The following is a 26,305-nucleotide window of genomic DNA, read 5'->3' as shown; positions in this document are numbered from 1 at the left end:
AATTAGCTTAGAAGCTTGTACTTTTTATAAATTATATGCATACTATTTGATTTTTTTGAAATACTAAAAAAGGTAATAAGAAACATTATTAGTATTTCTTAAATATAAAAAAATATTACTGGAAATGAAAATTTCCAGTAATATTAAAACAATAAAAATAATAATTACACAGAATTATCTATTCTCTCTTTGTAATAAATTAGAGCATAGGATGGCTATTATCTTTTATAAGAAATAGCCTCTTTGCTTTTTATCATTTAGTGATTTTTTATATTATTCATTTATATGTTACCATAGAAGAGCTATTTCTTATATTGTAAAATCTATTTTCATTTTTTATATGTTTTAGCTTTGATTTTAGTTTGAGAATTTATTATTGTGTTTAGAGCATATTATAATTTAATAAGAAGGGCTAAATAAAGATAGCAATGTAGAAACTTATATAAAAATAAATAATATATTGCACCTTAGTTTCAATTTAGTTTATTGAATTCGTTATTCTATATTAATAGCAATATGGTAGATTATTGATTAGAACATATATATTAATAATGAACTTTAAATTTATATTAGGTGGTATAATCTGAATATAAATGATAGAATACTATATATAAATTTAGGGTAAGGAGTTAAGATGTTAGACTTTGATTTAATGAATATATTTAGTGGATTTATAAGAAATTATGTTAATTTCGGTTTAAATAAGAATAGTAGTAAATTTGAAGTAGTAAAAAAAGAAATTAAATATTTTATAATGCTTGGACAACTTTTAGGCTATTCAGTAATACACAAAGGACTTAATAATAATGAAGAAGCCTTTTTAAATAATATTGAAGTATCGTGGAAAGAGTATGATTTTAATACAGTATCCTCAAGTTCTATAAAATTACAGCTTTTTAGAGAAAATGATTTAGTTAATGATTTACAAGTAATACAAAACTTATTTTATAAATTAAAAGAAGATCCAAATAAAATATATATACAAATATTAGAAACTTCATCAAATACACGTATAGATTATCTTAACAATATAATTAATACGTCAAATTTAGAAATGAAAAAAGATGTGTTAGTAATTTATATAATTAGGGATATACTAAATGATAAGAGTTACTATAATGGATATTTATTTGAAAAAGGTAAAATTACTAAGCAAAAGATAGGTATTTGCTATAGTGATGCTGTTGGAGAGAAAAAAGCTGTTTTTAAGGTTTAATATTATCCTTTAATATTTATTATATAAAGGGAGAATTGTTATGGAAATAGAAAAAGGAAAAATACAAGAGGTTTGGAATTATGATCATAATAAGATAGTAAAATATAAACAGGTAATTAAAAATAATACTTTAAATGAAGTTACAGAAATTGAAACAGAGAATTTAAATGAATTAATAAGTGAAGTTAGAAAGCAACTTTATGAATGGAATAAAATTGTATAAGAATTAGGGGGAAATATGGGGATTAAAGCCATAAGTAAAGCAGATTTTGATAAAATAATAAAAATAAAGTTTGATAATATTTTAGAAGGATTTGATAAATTTAATTATGTTGAGCTTTATTCTAGAAAAGATAAAGAAAAGATAGAAATCGAAGAGGATTTTATTAAAACATTAGAAAGCTTTTTTTATTTAAATTATGATGAAAATAAAATAATAGTAGATTTTTATAAAAACAAGCTAGATAAAGATAGCATTGAATTTATTGAAAATAATCTTGATTTAGAAGAAATAAAAATATTTAATGAAATTTTAAATTCAGGAACTATAAATGATATGTTTTTTGAAATAAGTGATAAAAAGTATATAAAATTACTAACTAAGTTATGTACTAGAGAGTTATTTTTTATAACATTTTATTTTACTAAAGGACCAGTTACAATATGGGGAAATTATAATTTAAAGTTTCCATTATTTTATGATAAAGATAATATATATGAAGGTAATATAAAAAACTATTTTAATATTGCAAAATCTAATAATTTATTATGAATTTTTTTTAAAAGTACATAAATTATACTTAGTTATCATAATAATTAGTGTTAATTATTATATAAGTGGGTGTTATTTATGAACCAGTTAAGAAGTTTTATAGAAAAATTTAATAATGAGGATTTAGAAGAAGAAATAGCAAATGAATTAACTGTAGAATGTAAATATTGTAGTATAAATATTTACATTAAAGATGCATACATAGATAAAGAAGATTTGAATATTTATTGTTCTAAAAAGTGCTTTATAGAAAATTTAAATTGTAAGTATTTTTAAAGGGTATCCTTAAGCAGGTACCCTTATTTTTATGATGAAATATTTTCTTCAATATTATTGTAATTTGGAAATAAGGCAATTGCAGATAATCTAAACTCTCCATTTTCTAATAATCTTAAAAACCATTTAATATGTTTATTAGATGAATTACCAATTACTGAATAGTTTTGAGCTTTATTCTTATATTTAGGATAAATCATTGTTGATGAGTTATTAACTTCATTAATTATAATAATACTATACTCATAATCAGTACAAAAATATTTTAAATTACTTAAGTCAATATTTAAGTTATTATTGTTTATAAATGAAGAGCATTTAAATATTTCGCGTGTTTTAATATTTTTTAAAAATACTGATATCTTGTTTGAAAGTAAATAGTTGATATCATCAAAATTTAGGGATAATGTATCATCTTTCAATTCAAAAGAAATTATATCTTTTTCTAAAATATTAAAGTTATTAAGATGTAGTTTAAAAAAATTATCAATATTTTTAGTTTCCTTCATAATATTCCTCCTTAGAAATATTATATAAGCTGTATTAATATTGCTTAAGTGAATATAAATACAACTTATATAAAAATTAAAACTATTTTATTAGGTAATCAAATAAATAGAAATGTATTTATAATATATTTTTATAATATTATAAAAATGCTAAAGATTTCTATTTAAAATATATGTTTTAATATATGTTGCAATTAATCCTAATAGTATTAAATTTAGTATATTAATTTAGATAAAATAGAAGCTTGCAAGCATATATATTAACTATAATATTTCTAAGGTCAAGAAAAGTTACAAGTTATTTTATAAAATAAGTTATATTAATAAAATAAAAAATGCTGATTATTTCATCAGCATATCTATCATTATATCTAAGGTAGCTTTAGTTTTATTTAGGTTACTAATATAATCTGCAATATGATTTTTATAATATTCGACTCCACTGTCAGTTATAGAATATACTTTTTTACTTCTTTTATTTAAAAACTCATCACCAGTCCAGGAACTTTTAACATATCCTTTTAATTCTAAATCATAAAGAGTTTCATATATTGTACTAGATGAAACAGGAAATGGGAGAGAAGTTTCTGAAAATCTATTTCTAAATTCTTCAAGAACTCTATTTCCAAATATAACATTTCCTTTTGATAATTCTTTTAATATATAAAAGCTATAAAGCATTTTTGTATTTACAACATTTCTAGGTGCAACTAATCTATTTCTTTTTTCCATAGTCCATACCTCCTTTTTTTATAGTTTAGCATATAAATTAATAAAAGTACATTTAAATAATATACTCGTAAATGATAATAAAAATAAAAGAAATATTACTGAACACAAACAATATGTAATGAATACAATGTACTATACAAAAGAATAGGAGTTGATTAACATGTCAAGAAGATCAAGATGTAACAGGTGCTGTTGTAGAAATAACTGTTGTTGTGGCGGAGGAGGCTGTAATAACTGTTGTGGCGGTGGATTCGGAGGCTGCGGCGGTTTCGGCGGCGGTTTTGGTAATTGCGGATTCGGTTGTGGAGGATTCTTCCCAATATTATGGTTATTATTACTAGGCGGCTGTTGGTAGTAAAATAATAAAAGGGTGCATTAGCATCCTTTTATTATTAAAATCCCAATTTAAAAGCTAATGTCAAATATAGATTTATGTAAGAATTTTTTTTCTATATAGGCTAATAATAATTTATAAGAATAAGATAAATAAGGTGGTACATATGAAAAAGTTATATTTAAAAGAAGCAAAAATGAATGAAATTATTGAAAGTACCTTTATGGTGATAAAAATATTATCTTATGATAAAAATGACTTTATTGCAGTTATTGGAGATAATTCAGGAGAAATAAAGGCTTATATAAAAAATATAAATACAGTTATAAATATAGGAGATGTTATATTAGTTAAAGGAAAGTTAGCATCAAAATTTAAAGTTAATTTTATAAAGAAGATTTCAGAAATAGATATATTAGATTATTTACCTTCAGTTAAAAAATCAATAAATGAAATTATGATTGGATTAAATGATATAAGTAAATCTGAATTTAAAAGTTTAGAGGCTAAATCAATAGATGATTATTTTTTTAATAATGAAGAGTTCTTAAATAAATTTAAAAAGGCAATAGGAGGAGTATTTAATCACCATAATTATATTGGGGGCTTAGCTGAGCATACTTTAGCAGTAACAAGTTTAGCTCGTGATTTAGCTTATAGATATGATTGCAAACATAAAGAAATAGCTATATTAGGAGCAAAATTGCATGATATAGGAAAAATAAGAGAAATGGTTTATGATGGACCATTTTCTTATACTTTAGAAGGAGAACTTCAAGGACATATTATTATTGGATTAAATATGTTAGAAGAAGCGTTTAATAGTAATAGGGAAATTTACTCTAGTAATTTTATAAACAGATTAAAGGCTGTAATTATTCAGCATCATGGTAAACCTGAATTTGGATCTCCAAAAGAACCAAATTCAATGGAAGCTTATATAGTTCATTATGCTGATTATGTGGATGCAACATTAAACAAGATAAGTATAATATCAAATGGTTTAGAAAGCGGTGAGTGGACAAATTTTGATAAAAGAATAAATGGAAGAATATATATATAGCAAGAAATATAAATAGTTAATAATTTTTAAGTGAAGATAATATTTTATTATTATAGTACAAATATTATCATAAAAAATGGTAAAGTGTATGATACAATATATTAGTAAAATATATTAGAGGTGAAGTTATGCAACAAAGTAGATGTTTTTGTGAAAAATGTAATAAGATTCAAGATATAGAAGTTAATAGTTGCAAAGAAAGTAAAGAGTTTAATATAGGGAAAATTACTTATGATAAGCTATATGGAAAATGCTTAGTTTGTGGCAATGAAGTATACTCCTTTGAATTATCTAAAAAAAATAAAAGTGAAATAAATAAAAAGATAAAAGAGCTAGAAGATGAAGTAACAATATTAAGAATAATAGAAGGGAGCAAGAAGGGGAATCTTATTTTAGAAAATGGAGATGAAGAACTTTTAAATGAAATTGAAAGTATCTTATTAAATAAAAATAAAAAATAGTTTCTAAAGTTATTAAATAAGATTTAGTCTAATATAATATGGTGTAAAAGTATATTATTGCTTTAGGAGGACACTAATGTTGGACTTATTAATATATTTAGATGAAGTATTAATTAAAAATTTAAATTCAGTAGCATTAAATGGCTATATTGATATAAGAACATATAGGAGAATCAAGGACAGAACTTTTGGAGGAAATGTAAAAATAGGTGATAGAGAATCTAATGGATCAGATTTCAGAGATCATAGAGATAAAATAGAAGGCTATAAAACTAAACATAAAACGTGTGAAGACCATTATCAAAATGGAAGAGATAGAAGTTTAGGGTTTGAAGGAAGAGATTTTGATAGAAATGAGCAAGAAATTAAAAAGATTAGTACTATATTTACTCTTCATAATGATTTATTAAATAAGATGTATACTAGTAAAAATGTTAAGAAAGTAGATGGTAATTCTATTGAAAATGGAGATATAAAAGAAGGAGATTACATTCAAATAACTGGATGTGTACAAGAAACCTCACTTCCACTTTATATAGATACATTAATTGATACTATTAATTGTTATGGAGTAGATTTTTTAAATACCTTATTAGAAAAGAAAGATTTAAAAACATTAAATTTTACCATAATTTGCAAACTTTTAGAAGGTTTAAGGAAATCTATAACTGCAAATGGAACTCATGACTTACTTATACAAAATGATAAGGCATCATTAGTTCTTACAATAAGTGAAAATAACTTTTTAAATAATCATTCTCATATGTTTGACTTAGTTCATTGCTCTTGTAAGATTTTTGGTAAGGTTATGATGATAAAGGAAGACACTGATAAGTGTATAAGTTTATTAAGGAAATCATCTCAAGAGGAATATTACCAACAAGTAATTGATTCTATAGATCCATATTTAGAAGTTTTGAAAGAAAACAATATAATTCTTCCTAAAAAACCAGAATGTAATGTAAAAGGGAAGATGATAATGATTTTACCTATAAGTATATGCTTATAAATTATAATAAGCATATACTTTTTTAGTAAAAGAAAATATGAGATTTAGATTTTAAAAATTGTTATTATATAAAATTTTATTATATAAATACCTAAAAAATAGAACTAATTTATATTTATTTCTTCAAGTTATTAAATAAATTTTATATACATACTCTTATAAGTTAGTGTGGAAAGAAGAAATTTTTTGATGTATAATTAATATTTAATGAGTAACATAAAGAATAAAAGGAAAAGAGGCATTAAGATGAAAGTAGGATTTGATCATAAAAAATATTTAGAAGAACAGTCTAAATATATATTAGAGAGAGTAAATGATTACGATAAATTATATTTAGAATTTGGTGGAAAACTTATGTTTGATTTACATGCAAAAAGAGTTTTACCAGGATTCGACGAAAATGCTAAAATAAAGCTTTTACAAAAACTAAAAGAAAAAGTTGAAGTTGTTATTTGTGTTTATGCAGGAGATATAGAAAGAAATAAAATAAGAGGCGATTTTGGTATTACATATGATTTAGAAGTCTTAAGATTAATAGATGATTTAAGAGCCTATGAACTTGATGTAAATAGTGTTGTTATAACAAGATATAATGGACAACCAGCTACAACTGTCTTTATAAATAAGTTAGAGCGTAGAGGAATAAAGGTTTATAAGCATGAAGCTACAAAGGGCTATCCAACAGATGTTGATACTATAGTAAGCGATGAAGGGTATGGAAAAAATCCTTATATAGAAACTACTAAGCCTATAGTAGTAGTTACTGCACCAGGTCCAGGAAGTGGTAAACTTGCAACATGTTTAAGTCAACTATATCATGAAAATAAAAGGGGAAATGTCGCAGGATATTCTAAATTTGAAACTTTCCCAGTTTGGAATGTTCCATTAAAGCATCCTTTAAATATAGCATATGAAGCAGCAACTGTAGATTTAAAAGATGTGAATATGATAGATTCATTTCACTTTGATGCTTATAATAAGGTAGCTGTAAATTATAACAGAGACATAGAAAGTTTCCCAGTATTAAAAAGAATTATAGAAAAGATTACTGGGGAAGAATCAGTTTATAAATCGCCAACAGATATGGGTGTAAATAGAGTTGGTTATGGAATAGTTGATGATGAAGTAGTTAAAGAGGCCTCAAAGCAAGAAGTAATAAGAAGATATTTTAAAACTATTTGTGAATATAAAAAGGGTTATGTAGATAAAGAAACAGCTGATAGAGCTAAGTTAATCATGGAAGAACTAAGCTTAAAGGAAACTGATAGAAATGTTGTTATTCCATCAAGAGAATATTTATTAAAACAAAGAAGTTTAGCAAATAAAAATGATATATGCTCAGCAGTGGCATTAGAACTTGAAGATGGATGCATAATAACAGGTAAAAGATCAGAAATTATGGATGCATCAGCAGCTGTTATATTAAATTCTATTAAGCATCTTGCTAATATATCAGATGATATACATCTTTTATCACCTGTAATATTAGAACCAATTAAAAGCTTAAAGCTAAAGACATTAGGAATAAATAATACAGTTTTAAATTGTGAAGAAATATTAATAGCATTAAGTATATGTGCTGCTACTAATCCAACAGCACAAGTAGCTTTAGATAAATTAAAAATGCTAAAAGGATGTCAAGCTCATTCAACAACTATTATAACTACAAATGACGAGCAAACATTTAGAAGGCTTGGAATAGATATAACTTGTGATCCAGAATATCAAAGTGAAAGCTTATATTATAATAACTAGTAAATTAAAACTATCTTTAGAGAGTTCTAAAGATTAGTTTTTTTATAAAGAAATAAAATTTCTATTTATACTATAATTTTAAATCAATATTTAGGAAATACTATTCTTAATAGAATAGGAGGTTTTTTCAATGAATAGTGATTTATCAGTTAAAATTATTCCTTTAGGTGGAGTAGGAGAAATAGGAAAGAATATTACAGCTATAGAAGTTAGCGATGAAATAATAGTAGTAGATTGTGGAATTGCTTTTCCAGATGAAGAAATGTATGGAGTAGATTTAATAATTCCAGATATAACATATTTAATACAAAACAAAGATAAAGTAAAAGGTTTTTTTATTACACATGGTCATGAAGATCATATTGGAGCCATTCCATATATATTGAAACAATTAGATGTACCGATATATGGAACAAAATTAGCATTAGCTATTATTGAAAATAAATTAAGAGAACATGATTTAATAGAAACTAGCAATTTAATTAGTGTGGATCCAGGATCAAAGATTGATTTAGAAAATATAAGTGTAGAATTTATACAAAGTACACACAGTATAGCAGAATCATGCTGTTTAGCTATAAAAACTCCTCTTGGGGTTATATTCCATACAGGCGATTTTAAAATAGATTTAACACCTATAGACGATAAAGTTATAGATATAGATAGAATATCAACTATAGGAAAAGAAGGAGTCATTTTATTAATGGCTGATAGTACCAATGTTGAAAGATCTGGTTACACAATGTCTGAAAAATCAATAGGTAATACATTTAATAGGATATTTAGAGGGGCAAAGGGGAGGATAATCATAGCAACCTTTGCATCAAATATACATAGAATGCAGCAAATAATAAATGCTTCTATAGAAAATAAGAGAAGGGTAGCTTTTTCAGGAAGAAGCATGGAAAGCATATCAAAGGTAGCTTTTGAGCTTAGCTATCTTCACATACCAGAAGGAATGCTAATAGAAATTGATGATATAAATAATTATTCAAATGAAAATGTAACTATTATAACAACAGGCAGCCAAGGTGAGCCAATGGCTGCACTAGCAAGAATAGCCTTTGGAAATCATAGAAAAATAAAAATTGAAAGAGATGACTTATTTATAATTTCTGCATCACCAATACCAGGAAATGATAAATTAATTTCAAAAGTTATAAATCAATTATTTAAAAAAGGTGCAGATGTTATTTATGAAGATTTAGAAGAGGTACACGTATCAGGTCATGCATATAGAGAAGAATTAAAATTAATGCATAGATTAATAAAACCTAAATATTTTATGCCTGTTCATGGTGAATATAGACATTTAAAACATCATAAAGATTTAGCAATTAGTCTAGGAATGGATTCTAAGGATGTATTTATTGCAGAACGTGGAGAAGTATTAGAAATAAGTGATAAAGGGGCTAGAATATCTGGAAAAGTAACTACAGGAACAGTTTTAGTTGATGGATTAGGTGTAGGAGATGTAGGAACATTAGTATTAAGAGATAGGAAGCACTTGGCACAAGATGGATTAGTTAATATAGTAGTTACAATAGAAAAAGAAAGCTATAGTATAATAGCAGGTCCAGATATAATTACAAGAGGTTTTGTATATGTAAAAGAATCTGAAGATTTAATAAAGGAATTAAAGCAAATTGCAACTGATGAGCTTCAAAATTGTTTGGATGATAAAATTTTAGAATGGTATTTAATAAAAACGAATGTAAAGAAAGCTTTAGAGAGATATATTTACGATAAAACAAAAAGAAGACCTACAATTATACCAATAATTATGGAAATTTAAAAAATTTCATATATAATATATAGTAAAAAGTAAATAGGAGGGGTTTTATGAAAAACGTAGCAGCATTTTTTGATATTGATGGGACTATATACAGAGAAGGATTAATTACAGAAGTATTTAAAAAAATAATAAAATATGAACTAGTTAGTGAAAATAAATGGTATAAAGACGTAAGACCTTCATATATCAAATGGGATAAAAGACAAGGAGACTATGATACTTATTTATTAAAGATGGTAGATATTTATGTTGAAGCAATAAAAGGAATAGATAAATATCACATAGATTATATAGCTAAAAAAGTTATAGAACAAAAGGGTGATAGAGTATATACATTCAGTAGAGAAAGAATAAAGTGGCATAAGGAGCAAGGTCATATAGTTATTGCAATATCTGGATCTCCAAGTGAATTAGTAAAAGAAATGTCTAAGAAATATAACATGGATGATTATAGAGGAACAATTTATAAATTAGATGGTGATAATAAGTATAGTGGTGAAGTAATTCCTATGTGGGATCATGAAAGTAAATTAAATGCTATTAATGAGCTTCAAAAGAAATATAATATTGATTTAAGCAAAAGCTATGCATATGGAGATACATCGGGAGATATAACTATGTTTAAGTCTGTAGGAATACCGTATGCAATAAATCCTACAAAAGAACTTCTGGATAAAGTTATGAAAGATAAAGAAATAAGAGAAAAGATAAAAGTTATTGTAGAGCGTAAAGATGTAACTTATAACTTAGATATAAATTGTATAAATGTTTTATAAAAGTTAATATAATGAAGTTAATAATACAATAGACAATAAACTCCTTAGGTTATATAATAATTAATGGATTACAAAGGAAAAGTCATTTATTTAAGGAGAATGCTATGTTAACTATTAATAATAAAATGTTAGAAGAAAAAATAAAACAGCTTAGAAAAGCTATTGAAATAGTGGGAGGAAAAGAATTTTTAGAAACTATAAAAAGTGATAATGAATTAGCACTTCTTATATTACAAAGTTCTTTTCAAAATGAATATGCATATATAGAAGTTTTAGAAAGAAAATATTCTATTTCAGAGTTGCTTAAATTAAAGTTAGAATATGAAAAAAATTATATAAAAACTAAAAAGAAATATGTTCAAAAAATAATTTACAAGATAAAGGAATATAATACTTATTTAGATTCTTTAATTAGAAAATATAGAAAAGATGGTGGAATTGAAGAATTTAGAAGTATTAAAAATGAAATAGAAATTAGATACTCTATGGACATAAATAATTTTATATTATCTAGTATAATTGAGATCAATGCTGATTTAAACAATGATTATTATGGTGAGTATTTAAATTCCAAAAAGGAAGATTTTATAAATACTATAATAACTACTATAGTTTAATTTCTATAATAAAATTTACTCTTAAGGGGAAACTATAAATGTAAAGTACAACCTTAGGAGGGATTAAACATGAGTAAACTAATGAGAAAAGTTAAGAGAAACTTTAAAAGAAAGAAGATGAAAAGTAACTTATTATTCGAAATGGCTGATGACTTTATGGATATAGTTCATAACGCCAAATTATATAAAAAAATAAATAAAGCCAAAAGAAAAATGAAATAAAGATAAAAAAATAATATCTAATATTATATTAGATATTATTTTTTTATTTAAAACTGATATATATTTTAAATAAAAGCATTAATTATTTTTAATACATTTGATTTATTTTGAAGCCCATGTTTATAAAAGTATCTTTGATTAAATTTATATGTTCAATACCATTAGTTTCGATAGTTACTTCTAATAAAACATTTTTTAACCTATTAGAAGCTTTAAATTGATTATGTTCAAGTTGAACAATATTTGCATTTAATTCTGAAAGTATTCTAGAGATTTCTTGAAGCTGTCCAGGTATATCTGGAAGTTCAAGAGTAAAGCAAAATAATCTACCTCTTTCAACTAAACCATCATTTATTAAAGATGAAATAGTAATCATATCTATATTACCACCACTAATTACACATGCTATCTTTTTATCTGTATAATTTAATTTTTTTAATGCAGCAAGAGATGCAGCACCTGAAGCTTCAGCAAGTAATTTATGCTTTTCACATAATATTAAAAATGCTTCAGCTATTTCTTGATCAGAAACTGTAACAATATCATCAACATATTCTTTGATTATCTTGTATGTTAAATCACCAGGAGATTTAACAGCAATACCATCAGCAATAGTATTAACAGAATTTAAAGATATTAAATTACCATTTTTAAAGCTTTGCTCCATGGCATTTGCACCTTCAGCTTGTACACCTATAATCTTTATAGAAGGATTAATTTCTTTTGCAGCTAAAGAGATTCCACTGATTAAACCGCCACCACCAATTGGGCAAAGGATTATATCAATGTCACTTATTTCTTCTAGTATTTCTAAAGCAATAGTTCCTTGTCCATAAATTACATTAATATCATTAAAAGGATGTATGAATACTGAATTATTATTTTCTTCAATACTTTTAGCTTTTAAAAATGCATCATCATAGCAGTTTCCATGAAGAACTACATTACCACCAAAGTCTTTAGTAGATTGTATTTTTAGATAAGGGGTAGTTTTAGGCATAACTATTGTAGATTCAACTCTTAAAAGACTTGAGGCATAAGCAACACCTTGTGCATGATTACCTGCAGAGGAACAAACAACCCCTTTACTTTTTTCCTCATCACTTAAAGAACGAATCTTATTAAGTGCACCTCTTATTTTATAAGCCCCTGTAAGTTGGAGATTCTCACACTTCATATATACAGAACAATTTGTCATTTTTGAAAAAATAGGACTATACAAAATTGGAGTTTTGTTAATAACATCTTTAATTTTTTCTCGGGTTTTCTTAATTTCATTTAAATGCATAAACTTCCACCTCTAGCAAATTTTATGTGATAAAAATATTATATCACTGCTGTGTAAATATATGAAGAATATAAATTTAAGAAAAGTATATTTTTTTGATAAATTATAAAAAATATAAATATTAAGATAAAGAAAGGAGAAGTTATTATGAGTGAAGAATATAGTGATCTAATAAATATAGGGAATTTCACTAGAAATGCTGTAAAAAGCTTCGAAAAGAATATAGTAAATAAGACTAATTACTTAGAAAGTGTAGAAGCTAATACAAATTTTAAAAATAATTATAGTATTAAGGAGAAATCAAATGAATAATAATTATCCTACTCAGTTTCCAGCACAACATCAAAATGTACAGCCTGGAATAGAAGAAAATATGAATCCAAAGCCAATTTTTAAGTCAGAGACATGTAAAGAAGGAAGTAATAAGTTAAAAGATAAAGTAGCAATTATTACAGGTGGAGATAGTGGAATTGGTAGAGCTGTAGCTTTAGCATATGCTAAAGAAGGAGCAAAAATAGCAATAATTTATTTAAATGAACATCAAGATGCCGAAATAACTAAAAAGCTTATAGAAGATATGAATGGAGAATGTATTTTAATAAGTGGAGATATCGGCGATGAAAACTTCTGTATATCTGCAGTTAATTCAGTAATAAGTAAGTTTAATAAAATTAATATATTAGTTAATAATTCCGCTGAACAACATGTATGCAACACATTAACAGATATAACTAAAGAACAGTTTGAGAGAACATTTAAAACTAATGTATTTGGAGCATTTTTTATAACAAAAGAAGTTTTAAAACACTTAAATATAGGAGATTGTATTATTAATACTACTTCAATTACTGCTTATCATGGACATAAAACTTTAATAGATTATTCAATGACTAAAGGTGCATTAACTTCATTTACAAGATCTTTAGCATTAAATTTAGCTGACAAAGGAATCAGGGTTAATGCTGTGGCCCCAGGACCAGTATGGACACCATTAATTCCAGCATCATTTGCTGAAAGTGACGTAGCTAGCTTTGGTACAACTAGTCCAATGAAGAGAGCAGCTCAACCAGTTGAACTTGGAGAAAGTTATGTTTTCTTAGCAAGTGAGGGCGCATCATACATAACAGGAGAAACTATTCATGTTAATGGAGGAGAAATTGTAAACTCATAGAATTAAATATAGAGGAGTTATATTACTAAATACAAAACTAAAAATTAATTTAAAAGTATACTTATTTATGAACTTCTCCCATTATAAAACAGTTTTATTATTTTAACGGCCTATTATAATGGGAGCATATCATTATCTAAGTGTACTTTTATTAATTTATTACTAAAAATAAAGGGAATTTACATAATAAAATAGTTAAAATATATATGATTTATTAGAGTTATATTTTTCTTTAATATAATTTTAATACTGGAGAAAAAATGGCTTACTGCTACTCAAAATATACTAAAATTATAGATAGAACAGAAGAAAAAACAGAATTATAATGTTCTAATATTAAAAAATCTGAAAGTATAATTAAATATATAAATAAGAAAAAAATAGGTTAAAAAACGATTATAAAGATTATTTTTGAAGATTATTTTCGAATCGTGTCGAAGTATAAAGCTGTAATATAGAGATAACTTACATTTATTAGGTGAAATGTGGTAATAATTTATAAAATATGGTATTATATATATTGTTTATTAAATAATAGATTTTATTTTATATTTTATGTGGGATTAGGGTGAAAAGAATGGGTAATTTAGTTAATTTTTGTATGAAAGATTCTAAATTAGAACGAGATTGTTTAGACGAGGTAGTTCCATTAGATGACTTATTGAACAAAGATAAGTCAGGGATGGGGGTTTATAGTTTCCCTAATTTAGAGCTAATTAAATCAAATAAATTTTATAAAGATATATTAGAAAATATAAGTATTAAAAGAGCAGGATACTTAAAGATGTCACTTCAAGAAATTATGAATGTAAAGGAAGAAGATATTATATTAACTCTAATAAAAGGTGCTATAAAAAGCGGAAAAACACAGATATCTGAAGAGTTTATTTATAAAAATAAGAATGGTTATACAGATTATTTAAAGTGTGTAGTTACTCCTGTAAAGGAAGAAAACTCACTAATTTTTTTGATAATAACACTTTTCAATGTAACAGAAAGTGCTGTTGAAAAAGAGAATTTAAAAAAAGAAATTTTAAAATTAAAGGAGGAGAATTCAAAATTAAAGGAAGAAAATATAAAACTAAGTGAAGAGTTTTTTAAATATAAAAACGTAGTTGAAAATATGACTGATGGTTTAATTTTTCTTGATAAAGAAGGGAAAGTTGAATTTTTAAATGGAGCTGCTGAAGAATTTTTCTATGAACCAGATAAGTTAGACGTCTTAGGGCAAACCCTTGATAACACTAGGTATTACGATTTAAATGGAAATACATTAGAAATCAATGAACTACCATCTTCAAGGGCTTTAAAGGGAGAAAATATAACTAGCATGAGGGTTGTATCTGAAAGACCAGATAAAACTATCAAAACAGATATAAGTTGTAATCCTTTGTATGATCAGAATAATGAGATAGTTGGAGCAATAACAAGTATTAGATGTTTAAATGATTCATTGAGAGTTGAAAATTGCTTGAAAAAGCAAAGAGACAATTTTTATAATATTATAAATAACTTAGATTTACTTATATGTAGATTTTCATATCCAGATTTTAAAGTAATACATTATAATAAAAAAGTAAAAGAAGAAATAATATATTCAAATGAAAATACTTACTCAAAGTTTTTACAAATTCCATGTAATGATAGAGAAACATTAGATAAAGAGCAAAAAAATAATGCTATGATTAGTGGAAGTAATATTAAAGTGGTACTAAGTGGAAAAGAGAGATATATAGAAACTTTTTATCAATATATTTTTGATGTTGACGGAGAAATTAAGGAAGTTATAAAAGTTGGAATAGATATAACTGATAAGGTAAGCCATCAACAAGAGTTAGAAGAAATATTAAAAACACAAGAGGAATTTTTTTCATTTATTGCTCATGAGTTTAGAACTCCATTAACAGTTATGAGTTCAACAACTCAATTGTTAAATTTAGTTTATAGAAAAGATTTACCTGAAAAAGTTGTAGGTTATATTGATAAAATAAATTTAAGTACACTACAACAGTTAAGACTTGTAAATAATCTTTTAGATATAACAAGAGCTGATGCTGGTTATTTAAATGTAAATTTACGTAATTATGATATTGTAAGTATGTCTAAAGCAATTACTGAATCTGTTAGAAGTTTTGCTGTGCGAAAGGATATTAATCTTGAGTTTACTTGTAATATTGATAAAAAAATCATAGCTGTTGATGATGAAAAATATGAAAGAATATTGCTTAATTTATTATCAAATGCAATTAAATTCACTAAAAATGGTAAGACTGTAAAGGTAGAATTAGATTCTAATGATAGATTTACTAATATTAATGTTAAAGATGAGGGCGTAGGTATTCCAAAAGAAAAGCAGGATGTTATTTTTAACAGGTTTGGACAAGTAAATAATGATTTAACAAGAAAGTCAGAAGGAACAGGAATAGGATTATGCCTAGTTCGGCTTCTTATAAATTCTATGGGTGGAAGAATAGAACTAACAAGTCAATTAGGAAAAGGCAGTACTTTTACTATCATACTTCCTAATAAAGTTATTTCAACTGATACTAAAGTAGTAGATATGAATCTTATGGACAATAGATTAGTTCAAACTATGGATATGGAATTTTCTAACATATATCTCGAATAAATAAAAATAGCCAAAATTTTTGGCTATTTTCATTTAGTACATAATTTTTTATATTTTTTGTAACCTATAACAGATGCACCGATTGCTCCTGCATATTGACTTAATTCATCAGTTATAACTTTAAAATCTAAATACTCACTTAATATTTCTTTAAATGAATTTGAATTAGCAAGACCACCTGTAAAAAACACATCATTTTCTAATTTTAATCTTCTAGCAAAATTTGAAGTTCTTTTAGCAATTGAATGAATAACTCCTAAGGCTATATCACCTCTATCAACATCTTGAGATAAAAGACTGATGATTTCACTTTCAGCAAAAACTGTACACATACTGGAAATGTTTACTTTATTCTTATTCTTAACAAATTCATCTATGTTTTTGATATCTTCTTCAAGAATACGCATCATTACTTCTATAAATCGTCCAGTACCTGCAGCACACTTATCATTCATAATAAAATCTATAACGTTTAATGAATTATCAAGCTTTATTACTTTACAATCTTGTCCACCTAAATCTATAATGATTCTAGTTTTTTCATTTAAAAAAGCTGCTCCTTGTGCATGACAAGTTATTTCTGTGACCTTTTTATCAGCTTCTTTTAATAAATCTCTTCCATAGCCAGTAGTAATAGTATATTTAACATTTTCATTAAAAAGATTATTATAGACTAAATAAATACTTTCCTTTGGCTTAGCAGAAGTTCTTATTTTATAGGTTTTAATTATTTTTTCACCATCAAATAAAGCTCCTTTTGTATATGTTGAACCGGAGTCAATTCCTAAAGTGTAAATACTCATAAATGTTACCTATAACATTTCAATAAATGCTGCCATTCTTGTATTTAATTGTCCAATATCGCTATTAGAAAAATCAGTTTCTACGCCCATATAAGGAATGTCTTTTTTTGTGTTTACAAATCTCTTAATTGATAATGTTTCAACATTATAAGTATGGCAGGCAGTTAAAATTACATCAACTACAGCATCCACTTTATATTCATCTATCATTTTATCAAGAAGTTTAATACGATTTGGGTTAGGAGTCATACAAGAACAACCAATAGATAAATATTTCTTTGCTAATGCATCGTATATATTTGGATTATCTTCATCAACTAAATCTTCAACAGCTTTTGCACCGCTACAATTTTCAAAAGCAACTACATAAGCGCCATTATCTTCTATGGCTTTAATAACTTTTTCTGTTGCTGTTCCAAGAGGGCAACCAGTTATTAAAATTCTAGGTTTAGATTCATATTTTTTTGTATTTTTATATTCAGTTTTAATTTTATCAACTAATTCATTTAATTGTTTTGGGATTGCTTCTTTATCAAAAGCAAAGGTTGTCCCATTTAAAACCTTAAAAATATCTGTTCCAGTTACAGGTACAGGATCTAGCTTTCCTAGTTCATAAAATTCTTTAAGAGCTTTTCTTTCATTATTCTTTATTCTTATAGCTTTTTTTATATTTTCTTCAGATATACTAACGTTAAATTGTTTTTCTAAAGTATTTTTTAGCTTTATAATTTCATTTTTCCAAAGCTTAAATCCATCCTCACTTTGAGAATTTGGAAGCTCCATAACATGAACAGGTTTAAATTCAGAAAGATATTCATACATCTTTTTCTTACCATCACAAGTTGTTTCTCCAACTACTAAATCAGAGAAATAGAAGAAAGGACATTTATCTGTTTTACCAAATCCATAACTAGATTTTATTAATGGACATAAATTACGTGGTAAGTCTTGCTCAGCGTCTGGTATAGTTTCATCTGAAGATGCACATAAAGATACTGTTGAAGCACCCATTGCTAAAGCTATTTCTTGTGGAAAATAGGTACAAAATACTCCTATAAGAGGTATATCCTTTTCTTTTTGTTCCTTTGCCGTAATAAATGAATTCCTTCTAATTTCCCCAAAGGTTTCAAAAATTTCTGGCAGTTCTTTTTGTAGTTTCATAAATCTCAATCTCCTTTTATAAGGTTAATAAATATTAAGTAAACAAGTAAAATGTGTTTACAATATATTTTTTATAGAATTTAAAAATGAGAAATTATATCTTTAATATATTGTATATTAATATTTTAACACGGAAGTATATTACAGAAAACGATTTAATAAAGTTTTATTTATTGCAACATGAATTTTGAATAATTTACATGAAAGGGTTTTGATATAAGAATCTAATGTTAAGTAATGTGAGATTCTATAGGTGTACTATATTAATAGAATAGTTTTATGATAACAGATAGATTAAATTATGATATGTTATAAATGGAAATATTTTTATAAAATGATATAATTGTATTGTTTGGAGGGATACTAAATGGATGAAAAAACAAATGTAATGCGAATTTTAGATAAGAAGAAAATTAAATATAATAGTTATTCTTATGTAGATACTGATGCCATAAGTGGAGTAGAGGTTGCAAAAGTATTAGGGCAAGATCCAAAACAGGTTTTTAAAACCCTAGTAACAGTAGGGAAATCAAAAAACTATTATGTATTTGTAATACCTGTAGAAAAAGAATTGAATTTAAAAAAAGCAGCAAAAAGTGTTGGAGAAAAATCTATTGAAATGATAAAGTCAAAAGAATTATTACCATTAACAGGTTATATTCATGGGGGATGCTCACCTATCGGAATGAAAAAATCTTTTGTTACTACAATTGATATATCAGTTGAAAAACTTGAAACTTTTATTTTTAGTGCTGGTAAAATAGGATACCAAGTAGAGTTAAGTTTAGATGAACTTAAAAAAGTTATTAGGTTTCAGTTAGCTGATGTAGTGTAAATAGTTTTACTATCAGACTTAACATAAATTAATTATATTATCTTTGATAATATATAGAAAACTATATATTAGATAAATACAATATAAGAAATATTATAAAACTCCAACCAAATTTTAATTAATTGGATGGAGTTTTAGATATTATACTATAAAATTTTAATTTCTTGTAATATCAGAATAAAATAGAAAGTTTTTAATTATTACCTAATCCTTTGATCCAATCAAAAAATTGAGAAAAAAAGTTTCCTATTGCATCAAAAAGGCCTTGGAAGAATCCGCTATCTTGAATATCTTTACCAGAGTTTTTAAGGGCTTCTGAAATTTGATTACTTATGTTTTTTAAAGTTTCCTTAACATTATCATAATCAATATCTAAATTATTTATATTAACCATTAAAGCTTTTATTTGTTCTTTTTGTTCATCTGATATTTCAACTGTATAATTATTTGTAACATTTTCAACTATTTTTGAAATCTCCTCACTATTTTTGGGAGCTTCTTTTATAACTTTTGTTTTAACATCATTAATAACTTTAGCAGCTTCATCATATCCAATTTCTTCACCTAGATCTGAAGTAGTTTCTATTTCCTCTTGAGCTGTCTTTTTATTTTTTAATGACAATTCTTCACCTTTAGCACTTTCAAAACCTTTTAATATTCCTGACAATGCAGAAGTTCCTGTAACGTGAAAAGGTGAGCTTGCTTTTACCTCAGCATTAGTTACTCCAGATGTAACTAGAGCATTTGAAAGCATAAGTGGAGTAACTTCTGTTAAATTTTTAGCTGTTACTTGTATTCCACCAGAATTAGTAAGCTTAACATATGAAGAAGAATAACAGCCACCTTGATAATTAGATTGATCATTAGGATCAAGACCTAATTGCTTTATGATATCATCATTAGTTATTCTATCTACGCTGACTTCATTTTCTTTTACTCCAAATTCTTTTAACATTTGAGCTTCTTGTGCATCTGTTAAGTCGATACCTAAAGTTACTCTTTCATTATTTTGTGCTTGTACAGTAAAGCTAAATAATGAAAATGTAACAGTGCATGCTGTAATTAGCTTTAGTATATTTTTTTTCATAATAAAACTCCTTTATTTATATATAATTCCTTTACATTAATATTATTAAAGAAAGCAAAAAAATAGAAGGCTTTTAAGATTTATTTAAGAATTTACTAACGAAAAATTAAAATATAAGAAAGATATTAAATTAGTGATTATAGTACATATAGATCACAGCTATAATATTATATTTAAATAAAATTGTCGTATTAATATAAAAAAGAAGCCTAATTTAATTAGACTTCCTTTAACTTTAAAAGGCACCAGAATCTCCGCCACCACCACCGGAAAAGCCTCCTCCAGATGAAAAATCATTAAAACTATTGTTTCCAAAATCCATATTATTATTGAAATTTGAATCACTATTATGATTATTATTTGTTAAGTTGTGTATTTCATTAAATAAAAATACATTAGCCATATAAGAATTATAAAAAGTATGATTAAAATCATTATAATTAAGTGAATTTCCATTAAGGCTCGCTGGATTAATCTCCAAATCATAGTGGCTTATTCTAAGTGCAGGAGCGTATATTATAGATTCTTTTATATTATCTATACTTTTACTTTGTATAAGTGATAATAAATATTTTTTATATGCAGACCATTTAAGATATTCATTATAAGCATCATTATTTAATACTTCTTTATCTTTAATATTTATATAGTAATTATGAGCTCTTCCGTTAAGTCTAATTTCATTTATAAAATCTAAGTAGGAATTATTAAATTTTTTAGTTGCTTTTTGGCTATTTTCAATTTTATTTTTTATGGATTCAAAAGTAAATTCATTATTACTATCTTCGTATTCCTTGAACCAATCCATTAATATTTTCAAATGTGAATATTCACACTCTGAGCTATCTTTTATTCTTTTAAACTTAACATTAATAAGTTCATCTTCATCAGATATATTACTATCTAGCATATAAAAACTTCTATTTGCAAGATACATTAATGTAGAGGGAACTATAGCCCAATCAATGTTATTTTTATCATATAAATATGCAACTAAAGTAGGACTTATATTAGAAGGTGGATATGGAAGTATATCTTCATGAACAAAAACAAAGTTTGATCTATATTCATTTAAAGCTTCATTGAAAATTCTTTTTGAACGTTTGTGTGAAAGATAAAATATTATAGCAATTAATAAAATCAATGAAGATGGAATTAAAATAGGTAATACCATATCAGAAGAATCTTTTTTGACATATCCATTTATATTATTATCTATAATATTCGAATTGTTATTATTTTCAATTGGTGAACTTGTAATTGGAGTTGTAAGAAAATCAGATTGAAATTTTAAATCAATACCTAAATCAGAAGTTAAGTTTTCACCAGTAATTTTAATTATATCTGCTGAAGTTTCCGTATCAAAAGTCCCATCACCATAAACAGTGTAATATAAATTATTTGCATTGAAATTTGTTGAATTTAATTTTAGGTTTAGTTCAACATTATTAACTGGATTTTCTATTGAAGCTGTATAAAAGCTCCAATTTAAAGAACTAAAATCCTCATATTTTTTTGCAGCAGAGCTTACTAAATAACTAACTTTAAATTTCTTTTCTTCATTTATACTTTTAGAATAAATTTTTACTTGAACCTTATCATTAGTATTTATAATTTCATAACTGTTATTTGATTTATCACTCTTGTTTTCTAAATTATGTGATCCAGTAGAATCTTCAATAGCTACATTATTAATAGAATATCCATTAGATCCATTTAAATTTAGATTTAAGTAAATACCATTAAAATCTCCATTAAAACTATAAGTAAATTCATCATTTACTAAAACATCTCCATTATTTTGTATTTCGGCATTTATAAGTAGTTTATCAATTGAATAATACTTATTATCTGCAGAAACAGAAATTGGAATTGTTAATGAAAATAATAAGCTTAAAAAGAAAATTAGTTTTTTCATTATTTATACCTCCTTGTAAATATTAGAATAGCATATTATATGTATTTTCTCCATATTACTAAATAGTATTAAGATAAAATTAAAGTTCATATTGATTAACGTTTTCAATTGAATAAAAATATTATATAATGTATACATAATAACTATAAAGGAGAATATGTTTATGAAAAGAATATTTGAATTAACAACAAGTGATATTGAAGGTTTAAATAAAAATACTCTTAAGGAGATAATTAAGACTTCAGAAGGTAGAACTGTTATGTCAGAGACTATCGTTAGCTATACTCCATTTATAAGAGAAGTATCTAATTTAGAGCTTGCTGCAAGCTTTGGAGCAGATATGATAACTTTAAATACATTTAATTTTGAAAAACCTTTTATTTTTGGTATAGATGGTGGAACTAACTTACTTTCAATAGATAACTTGGATAAAATAGGAGATCAAATTAAAGATAACTTAAATAATAAAGATTATATAAAGAATATTAAGAAGTTAGTTGGAAGAATGATAGGAGTAAACTTAGAGCCTGTACCAGAAGGAAGTACTTATGAAAGAGGATATACATTAAATAAAGAAAATCTTGAGAAGGTTAAAGAATATGGCTTTGATTATATAGTATTAACAGGAAATCCTAATACAGGTGTTACTGAAAAAACTATTTGTGAAGGAATAAAGCTAGCTAAGGAAATATTAGGGGATAGCACTTTGATAATAGCAGGAAAAATGCATGGAGCAGGTAGTGGAAATATATATGATGAAAATGCTATAAAAAGCTTTATAGATTGTGGGGCAGATGTTGTGTTAATACCAGCTCCAGGAACAGTTCCAGGATATGATTTAGAATTAGCAAAGAAAATAATTACTCTTATTCATGAAAATGATGCACTTGCAATGACTACTATTGGTACATCACAAGAGGGTGCAAGCAAAAGTATAATAGAACAAATAGCTTTAAATTCTAAAATGGCAGGAGCAGATATTCAACATATTGGAGATTGTGGAACTTTTGGGATAGCATTACCTGAAAATATAATGGCACTTTCAGTTACAATAAGAGGAATTAGACATACTTATAGAAGAATGTCTCAATCAATATTAAGATAATATAAATATTAAATAAATAAGACATCTCATAATATTAAAATGATGAGATGTCTTATTTTTTATAAGATGATGTTGCAGAATAACTCTAATGTTAAATATAGATATATAATTTAAAAGTGCGTGAAGGTTTTTTGTTAACATAGTATAAATAGTTATCAAAATGATAACAAGTTCTCAAATTGATATTAAATTATACCGAAAAAACTGTTATTACTATTAAATATAATTTGGCATATACATTGCTTATATATAATAATTAATGTAAAGAAAAGTTATATTATTTTAAATATAAGAAAGTGAAGTGAAGCTAATGTCATTACTAATAAAGAATGGAACAATTGTAACAGCAAGTGAAACATATATAGGTGATATATATATTGAAAATGGCATTATAAAAGAAATTAGTACTTGTATAAATAAAGAAGCAAATGAAGTAATTGATGTTAAGGGAAAATATGTAATACCAGGTGGGGTAGATGTTCATACTCATTTAAATTTAGATGTTGGAATTGCTGTAGCTAATGATGATTTTTATACAGGGACTGTTGCAGCTGCGTGTGGAGGAACAACTACAATAGTTGACCATATGGGCTTTGGTCCTAAAGGATGTAATTTAAAGCATCAAGTAGATGTATATCATGGATATGCAGATAATAATGCAGTAATAGATTATAGTTTTCATGGAGTAATTCAACATGTAAATGAAGAAATACTTAATGAAATGGAAAGCATAGTAAGGAATGAAGGGATACCAAGCTTTAAAGTTTATTTAACATATGATTATATGGTAAATGATGAGGAAGTATTAAAAGTACTAAATAGATTAAAAGAACTTAATGGAGTTACAACTGTTCATTGTGAAAATCATGGTAGTATAAAGGTATTGAAAGATTATTATGTGAAAAATGGGTTAAAAGCTCCTAAATATCATCCTTTAAGTAGGCCTGTAGAAGCAGAAGGTGAGGCTGTAAACAGAATGATAAATTTATCATCAATGGCAGGTGATGCACCTTTATATATAGTTCATTTATCTTCAAATTTAGGATTAAGCTATATAAAAATGGCAAGAGATAGAGGACAAAACATATATGCAGAAACATGTCCTCAATATTTAGTTTTGGAAGATAGTAAATATGACTTGAATAATAATGAAGGATTAAAATATATTATGAGTCCTCCTTTAAGAAAAGAAGAGGATATAAATGCTTTATGGAAGGGAATTAAGGATGGATATATACAAACTGTAGCAACAGATCATTGTCCTTTTGCTTTTAATAAAGATAAACAACTTGGAAAAGATGATTTTACAAAATGTCCAAATGGAGCACCAGGAATTGAAGAAAGAATACCTTTGATTTTTTCAGAAGGAGTAATGAAAGGAAAAATCAACATTAACAAGTTTGTTGAAGTATGTTGTACAAATCCAGCTAAAATTTTTGGATTGTATCCTAAAAAAGGTTCAATACAAGTTGGTGCAGATGGCGACATAGTTATAATTGATCCAACCATAGAAAAAGAATTAACTATTAAAGATTTACATTCAAATGTTGATTATACTGCTTATGAGGGAATAAAAGTAAAGGGGTATCCTATTTATACTATCTTGAGGGGAAATATTATAGTTAAGGATAATAACTTTATTGGAGAAAAAGGTAATGGTAGATTTATAAAAAGAGAAATTAAAGAGAAGTTATAATAAAAAATAGGAGATGTATTTAAAGCGTAGTATATAAAAATTATACTTTAAATATAACTCCTTTTTTATTTTATATATTCAGTAACAAAATCAGTAAAAAGAATACCATCTAAATGATCTATTTCATGGCAAAAACATTTAGCTAAATCTCCTGTACCTGTTAAAATAATTTTTTTGCCATATTCATTTAATGCTTGAATTGTTACCTTTGCAGGTCTTTTAAGCTTTCCCCATCTATTTGGATAATTTAAGCAACCTTCAATAACTTCTTGAATTCCTTCTTTTTTAATTATTCTTGGATTTACAAGCTTTATAAGGCCTTGACCCATATCTATTACAACTAATCTTTTTAATATGCCAACTTGTGGAGCAGCTAACCCTCCACCATTTTCTGTATTATACATAGTATCAGCCATATCATTTAATATTTGTCTTATTTTATCATCGACAACTAGAACTTCTTTACTTCTTTTTCTTAATATTTCACCACCAAACAATCTGATTTGCCTTAATGCCATTTAAATAACACCTCTACTTTGTTCAGATCTTGATTTTCTCTCACTTTCTTCAAAAAGGAAAACTTCTTCTATATTACTACGAAATACTTTAGCAATCTCATAAGCTAACCAAATATAGGGCTCAAATTTTTCAGTTTCAATAGCATTAATTGCTTGCCTTGAAACGCCTACAAGTTTTCCTAATTGCTCTTGTGTTAATCCTAAAATTTCACGAAATTGTTGTAATTTATTTTTCATTAAATATCACTCCTGTAATGTTTACATTACATTTATAATTAAACATTTCTTTGGTTGTGTATCAAGCTAACCTTACATAAAATGTGTAAAAAGTAATTAGGATTTCTATTAAAAGTAGATTATTTTTCTATTATATAATTTCAAGAAGCGGAAAATTAAAATATGATTTATTAATATAAAGAAAATATCTTATAAATAAACTATTATGAAGGAATTTAGAAATAGAATATCAGTAGCTATGTAATATTTTTTATTTTATGGAATTATAGTCCATAATCAATATATAATAAAAATATACATTATTGAACAATTGTATTATA

The 26,305-nt window shown here is 25.5% G+C and carries 28 protein-coding genes; 19 read left to right on the top strand and 9 right to left on the bottom strand.

Going from position 1 to position 26,305, the window contains the following annotated elements; all coding sequences use genetic code 11:
- The first annotated feature begins 634 nt into the window (after positions 1-634).
- The 4 genes from CSBG_RS17740 (at position 635) to CSBG_RS09630 (ending at position 2,264) form a co-directional block, all read left to right on the top strand.
- A complete protein-coding gene (locus tag CSBG_RS17740; RefSeq protein ID WP_008679069.1) occupies positions 635-1,216 on the top strand; it encodes a hypothetical protein in 582 nt (193 codons plus the stop codon).
- A 40-nt stretch (positions 1,217-1,256) separates the two neighbouring features.
- The gene (locus tag CSBG_RS09640) at positions 1,257-1,439 is read left to right on the top strand and encodes a hypothetical protein (RefSeq protein WP_008679067.1); all 183 of its coding nucleotides are present in this window, start codon (positions 1,257-1,259) and stop codon (positions 1,437-1,439) included.
- A 15-nt stretch (positions 1,440-1,454) separates the two neighbouring features.
- Positions 1,455-1,988, top strand: coding sequence for a hypothetical protein (locus CSBG_RS09635; RefSeq protein ID WP_008679065.1), 534 nt, complete (start codon positions 1,455-1,457; stop codon positions 1,986-1,988).
- A 78-nt stretch (positions 1,989-2,066) separates the two neighbouring features.
- Positions 2,067-2,264, top strand: a complete 198-nt coding sequence (locus tag CSBG_RS09630) for a hypothetical protein (RefSeq protein WP_008679063.1) — start codon at positions 2,067-2,069, stop codon at positions 2,262-2,264.
- A 29-nt stretch (positions 2,265-2,293) separates the two neighbouring features.
- Here CSBG_RS09630 and CSBG_RS09625 read toward each other — a convergent pair whose 3' ends face one another.
- Complete coding sequence (locus tag CSBG_RS09625; protein ID WP_008679061.1) at positions 2,294-2,773, bottom strand: hypothetical protein; 480 nt, start codon at positions 2,771-2,773, stop codon at positions 2,294-2,296.
- Between the two features lie 342 nt (positions 2,774-3,115).
- A complete protein-coding gene (locus CSBG_RS09620) occupies positions 3,116-3,505 on the bottom strand; it encodes a PadR family transcriptional regulator (protein WP_008679059.1) in 390 nt (129 codons plus the stop codon).
- A gap of 160 nt (positions 3,506-3,665) precedes the next feature.
- Here CSBG_RS09620 and CSBG_RS17975 point away from each other — a divergent pair, with 160 nt between their 5' ends.
- The 9 genes from CSBG_RS17975 to CSBG_RS18295 all read left to right on the top strand — a co-directional run bounded on the left by CSBG_RS17975 (position 3,666) and on the right by CSBG_RS18295 (position 11,537).
- Positions 3,666-3,860, top strand: coding sequence for a hypothetical protein (locus CSBG_RS17975; protein ID WP_008679058.1), 195 nt, complete (start codon positions 3,666-3,668; stop codon positions 3,858-3,860).
- 145 nt (positions 3,861-4,005) lie between these two features.
- Positions 4,006-4,902 carry an HD domain-containing protein gene (locus tag CSBG_RS09615; RefSeq protein WP_008679056.1) on the top strand — a complete coding sequence of 299 codons (897 nt, stop codon included), beginning with the start codon at positions 4,006-4,008 and terminating at the stop codon, positions 4,900-4,902.
- 128 nt (positions 4,903-5,030) lie between these two features.
- Positions 5,031-5,363: a hypothetical protein gene (locus CSBG_RS09610; protein WP_008679054.1), complete on the top strand. Its 333-nt coding sequence runs from the start codon at positions 5,031-5,033 to the stop codon at positions 5,361-5,363.
- 76 nt (positions 5,364-5,439) lie between these two features.
- Entirely contained in the window at positions 5,440-6,372 is a 933-nt protein-coding gene (locus tag CSBG_RS09605) for a hypothetical protein (RefSeq protein ID WP_008679053.1), read from the top strand.
- Between the two features lie 246 nt (positions 6,373-6,618).
- Positions 6,619-8,127, top strand: coding sequence for a DUF1846 domain-containing protein (locus CSBG_RS09600; protein ID WP_008679051.1), 1,509 nt, complete (start codon positions 6,619-6,621; stop codon positions 8,125-8,127).
- Positions 8,128-8,257: 130 nt separating this feature from the next.
- On the top strand, positions 8,258-9,922 hold the full coding sequence (locus CSBG_RS09595; protein ID WP_008679050.1) for a ribonuclease J: 1,665 nt from the start codon (positions 8,258-8,260) through the stop codon (positions 9,920-9,922).
- Between the two features lie 47 nt (positions 9,923-9,969).
- Positions 9,970-10,698: an HAD-IB family hydrolase gene (locus CSBG_RS09590; protein WP_008679048.1), complete on the top strand. Its 729-nt coding sequence runs from the start codon at positions 9,970-9,972 to the stop codon at positions 10,696-10,698.
- Positions 10,699-10,802: 104 nt separating this feature from the next.
- Positions 10,803-11,315, top strand: a complete 513-nt coding sequence (locus CSBG_RS09585; protein WP_008679046.1) for a hypothetical protein — start codon at positions 10,803-10,805, stop codon at positions 11,313-11,315.
- Positions 11,316-11,384: 69 nt separating this feature from the next.
- Positions 11,385-11,537: a hypothetical protein gene (locus CSBG_RS18295; protein WP_008679043.1), complete on the top strand. Its 153-nt coding sequence runs from the start codon at positions 11,385-11,387 to the stop codon at positions 11,535-11,537.
- 88 nt (positions 11,538-11,625) lie between these two features.
- On the opposite strand, the gene ilvA is transcribed toward CSBG_RS18295, so the two are convergent.
- Positions 11,626-12,825: a threonine ammonia-lyase gene (gene ilvA / locus CSBG_RS09580; RefSeq protein WP_008679041.1), complete on the bottom strand. Its 1,200-nt coding sequence runs from the start codon at positions 12,823-12,825 to the stop codon at positions 11,626-11,628.
- A 147-nt stretch (positions 12,826-12,972) separates the two neighbouring features.
- Here ilvA and CSBG_RS18555 point away from each other — a divergent pair, with 147 nt between their 5' ends.
- The 3 genes from CSBG_RS18555 to CSBG_RS17735 all read left to right on the top strand — a co-directional run bounded on the left by CSBG_RS18555 (position 12,973) and on the right by CSBG_RS17735 (position 16,625).
- A complete protein-coding gene (locus tag CSBG_RS18555; RefSeq protein WP_008679039.1) occupies positions 12,973-13,137 on the top strand; it encodes a hypothetical protein in 165 nt (54 codons plus the stop codon).
- A complete protein-coding gene (locus CSBG_RS09575; RefSeq protein WP_008679036.1) occupies positions 13,130-13,996 on the top strand; it encodes an SDR family oxidoreductase in 867 nt (288 codons plus the stop codon). Before CSBG_RS18555 ends, CSBG_RS09575 begins: the two co-directional genes overlap by 8 nt.
- A 601-nt stretch (positions 13,997-14,597) precedes the next feature.
- A complete protein-coding gene (locus tag CSBG_RS17735; RefSeq protein ID WP_167507305.1) occupies positions 14,598-16,625 on the top strand; it encodes a PAS domain-containing sensor histidine kinase in 2,028 nt (675 codons plus the stop codon).
- A gap of 29 nt (positions 16,626-16,654) precedes the next feature.
- On the opposite strand, the gene CSBG_RS09565 is transcribed toward CSBG_RS17735, so the two are convergent.
- Positions 16,655-17,428 (bottom strand): acyl-CoA dehydratase activase, encoded by a 774-nt coding sequence (locus CSBG_RS09565; RefSeq protein ID WP_008679031.1) that lies wholly within the window; start codon positions 17,426-17,428, stop codon positions 16,655-16,657.
- A 9-nt stretch (positions 17,429-17,437) separates the two neighbouring features.
- A complete protein-coding gene (locus tag CSBG_RS09560; protein WP_008679029.1) occupies positions 17,438-18,589 on the bottom strand; it encodes a double-cubane-cluster-containing anaerobic reductase in 1,152 nt (383 codons plus the stop codon).
- Positions 18,590-18,956: 367 nt separating this feature from the next.
- On the opposite strand from CSBG_RS09560, the gene ybaK reads away from it, so the two are divergent.
- Entirely contained in the window at positions 18,957-19,424 is a 468-nt protein-coding gene (ybaK, locus tag CSBG_RS09555; RefSeq protein WP_008679027.1) for a Cys-tRNA(Pro) deacylase, read from the top strand.
- Positions 19,425-19,617: 193 nt separating this feature from the next.
- Here the strand turns inward: ybaK and CSBG_RS09550 are convergent, their stop codons facing one another.
- Both CSBG_RS09550 and CSBG_RS09545 read right to left on the bottom strand, forming a co-directional pair.
- Entirely contained in the window at positions 19,618-20,511 is an 894-nt protein-coding gene (locus CSBG_RS09550) for a DUF1002 domain-containing protein (RefSeq protein WP_008679025.1), read from the bottom strand.
- Positions 20,512-20,746: 235 nt separating this feature from the next.
- Positions 20,747-22,429, bottom strand: coding sequence for a DUF2207 domain-containing protein (locus CSBG_RS09545; RefSeq protein ID WP_008679024.1), 1,683 nt, complete (start codon positions 22,427-22,429; stop codon positions 20,747-20,749).
- A gap of 163 nt (positions 22,430-22,592) precedes the next feature.
- Between CSBG_RS09545 and CSBG_RS09540 the strand changes: the two genes are divergently transcribed.
- Complete coding sequence (locus CSBG_RS09540) at positions 22,593-23,534, top strand: hypothetical protein (RefSeq protein ID WP_008679022.1); 942 nt, start codon at positions 22,593-22,595, stop codon at positions 23,532-23,534.
- A gap of 310 nt (positions 23,535-23,844) precedes the next feature.
- Positions 23,845-25,230, top strand: a complete 1,386-nt coding sequence (gene hydA, locus CSBG_RS09535; RefSeq protein WP_008679019.1) for a dihydropyrimidinase — start codon at positions 23,845-23,847, stop codon at positions 25,228-25,230.
- A gap of 65 nt (positions 25,231-25,295) precedes the next feature.
- On the opposite strand, the gene def is transcribed toward hydA, so the two are convergent.
- Together def and CSBG_RS09525 are read right to left on the bottom strand one after the other, a co-directional pair.
- Positions 25,296-25,748 (bottom strand): peptide deformylase, encoded by a 453-nt coding sequence (def, locus tag CSBG_RS09530; RefSeq protein ID WP_008679018.1) that lies wholly within the window; start codon positions 25,746-25,748, stop codon positions 25,296-25,298.
- The gene (locus tag CSBG_RS09525) at positions 25,749-25,985 is read right to left on the bottom strand and encodes a helix-turn-helix transcriptional regulator (RefSeq protein ID WP_008679015.1); all 237 of its coding nucleotides are present in this window, start codon (positions 25,983-25,985) and stop codon (positions 25,749-25,751) included.
- Between the last annotated feature and the right edge of the window lie 320 nt (positions 25,986-26,305).

This window comes from Clostridium sp. 7_2_43FAA (assembly GCF_000158375.2).
Classification (GTDB): domain Bacteria; phylum Bacillota; class Clostridia; order Clostridiales; family Clostridiaceae; genus Clostridium; species Clostridium tertium.
Note: the sequence above shows the minus strand (reverse complement) of the source record. Positions and strands in the feature narration are given on the sequence as shown.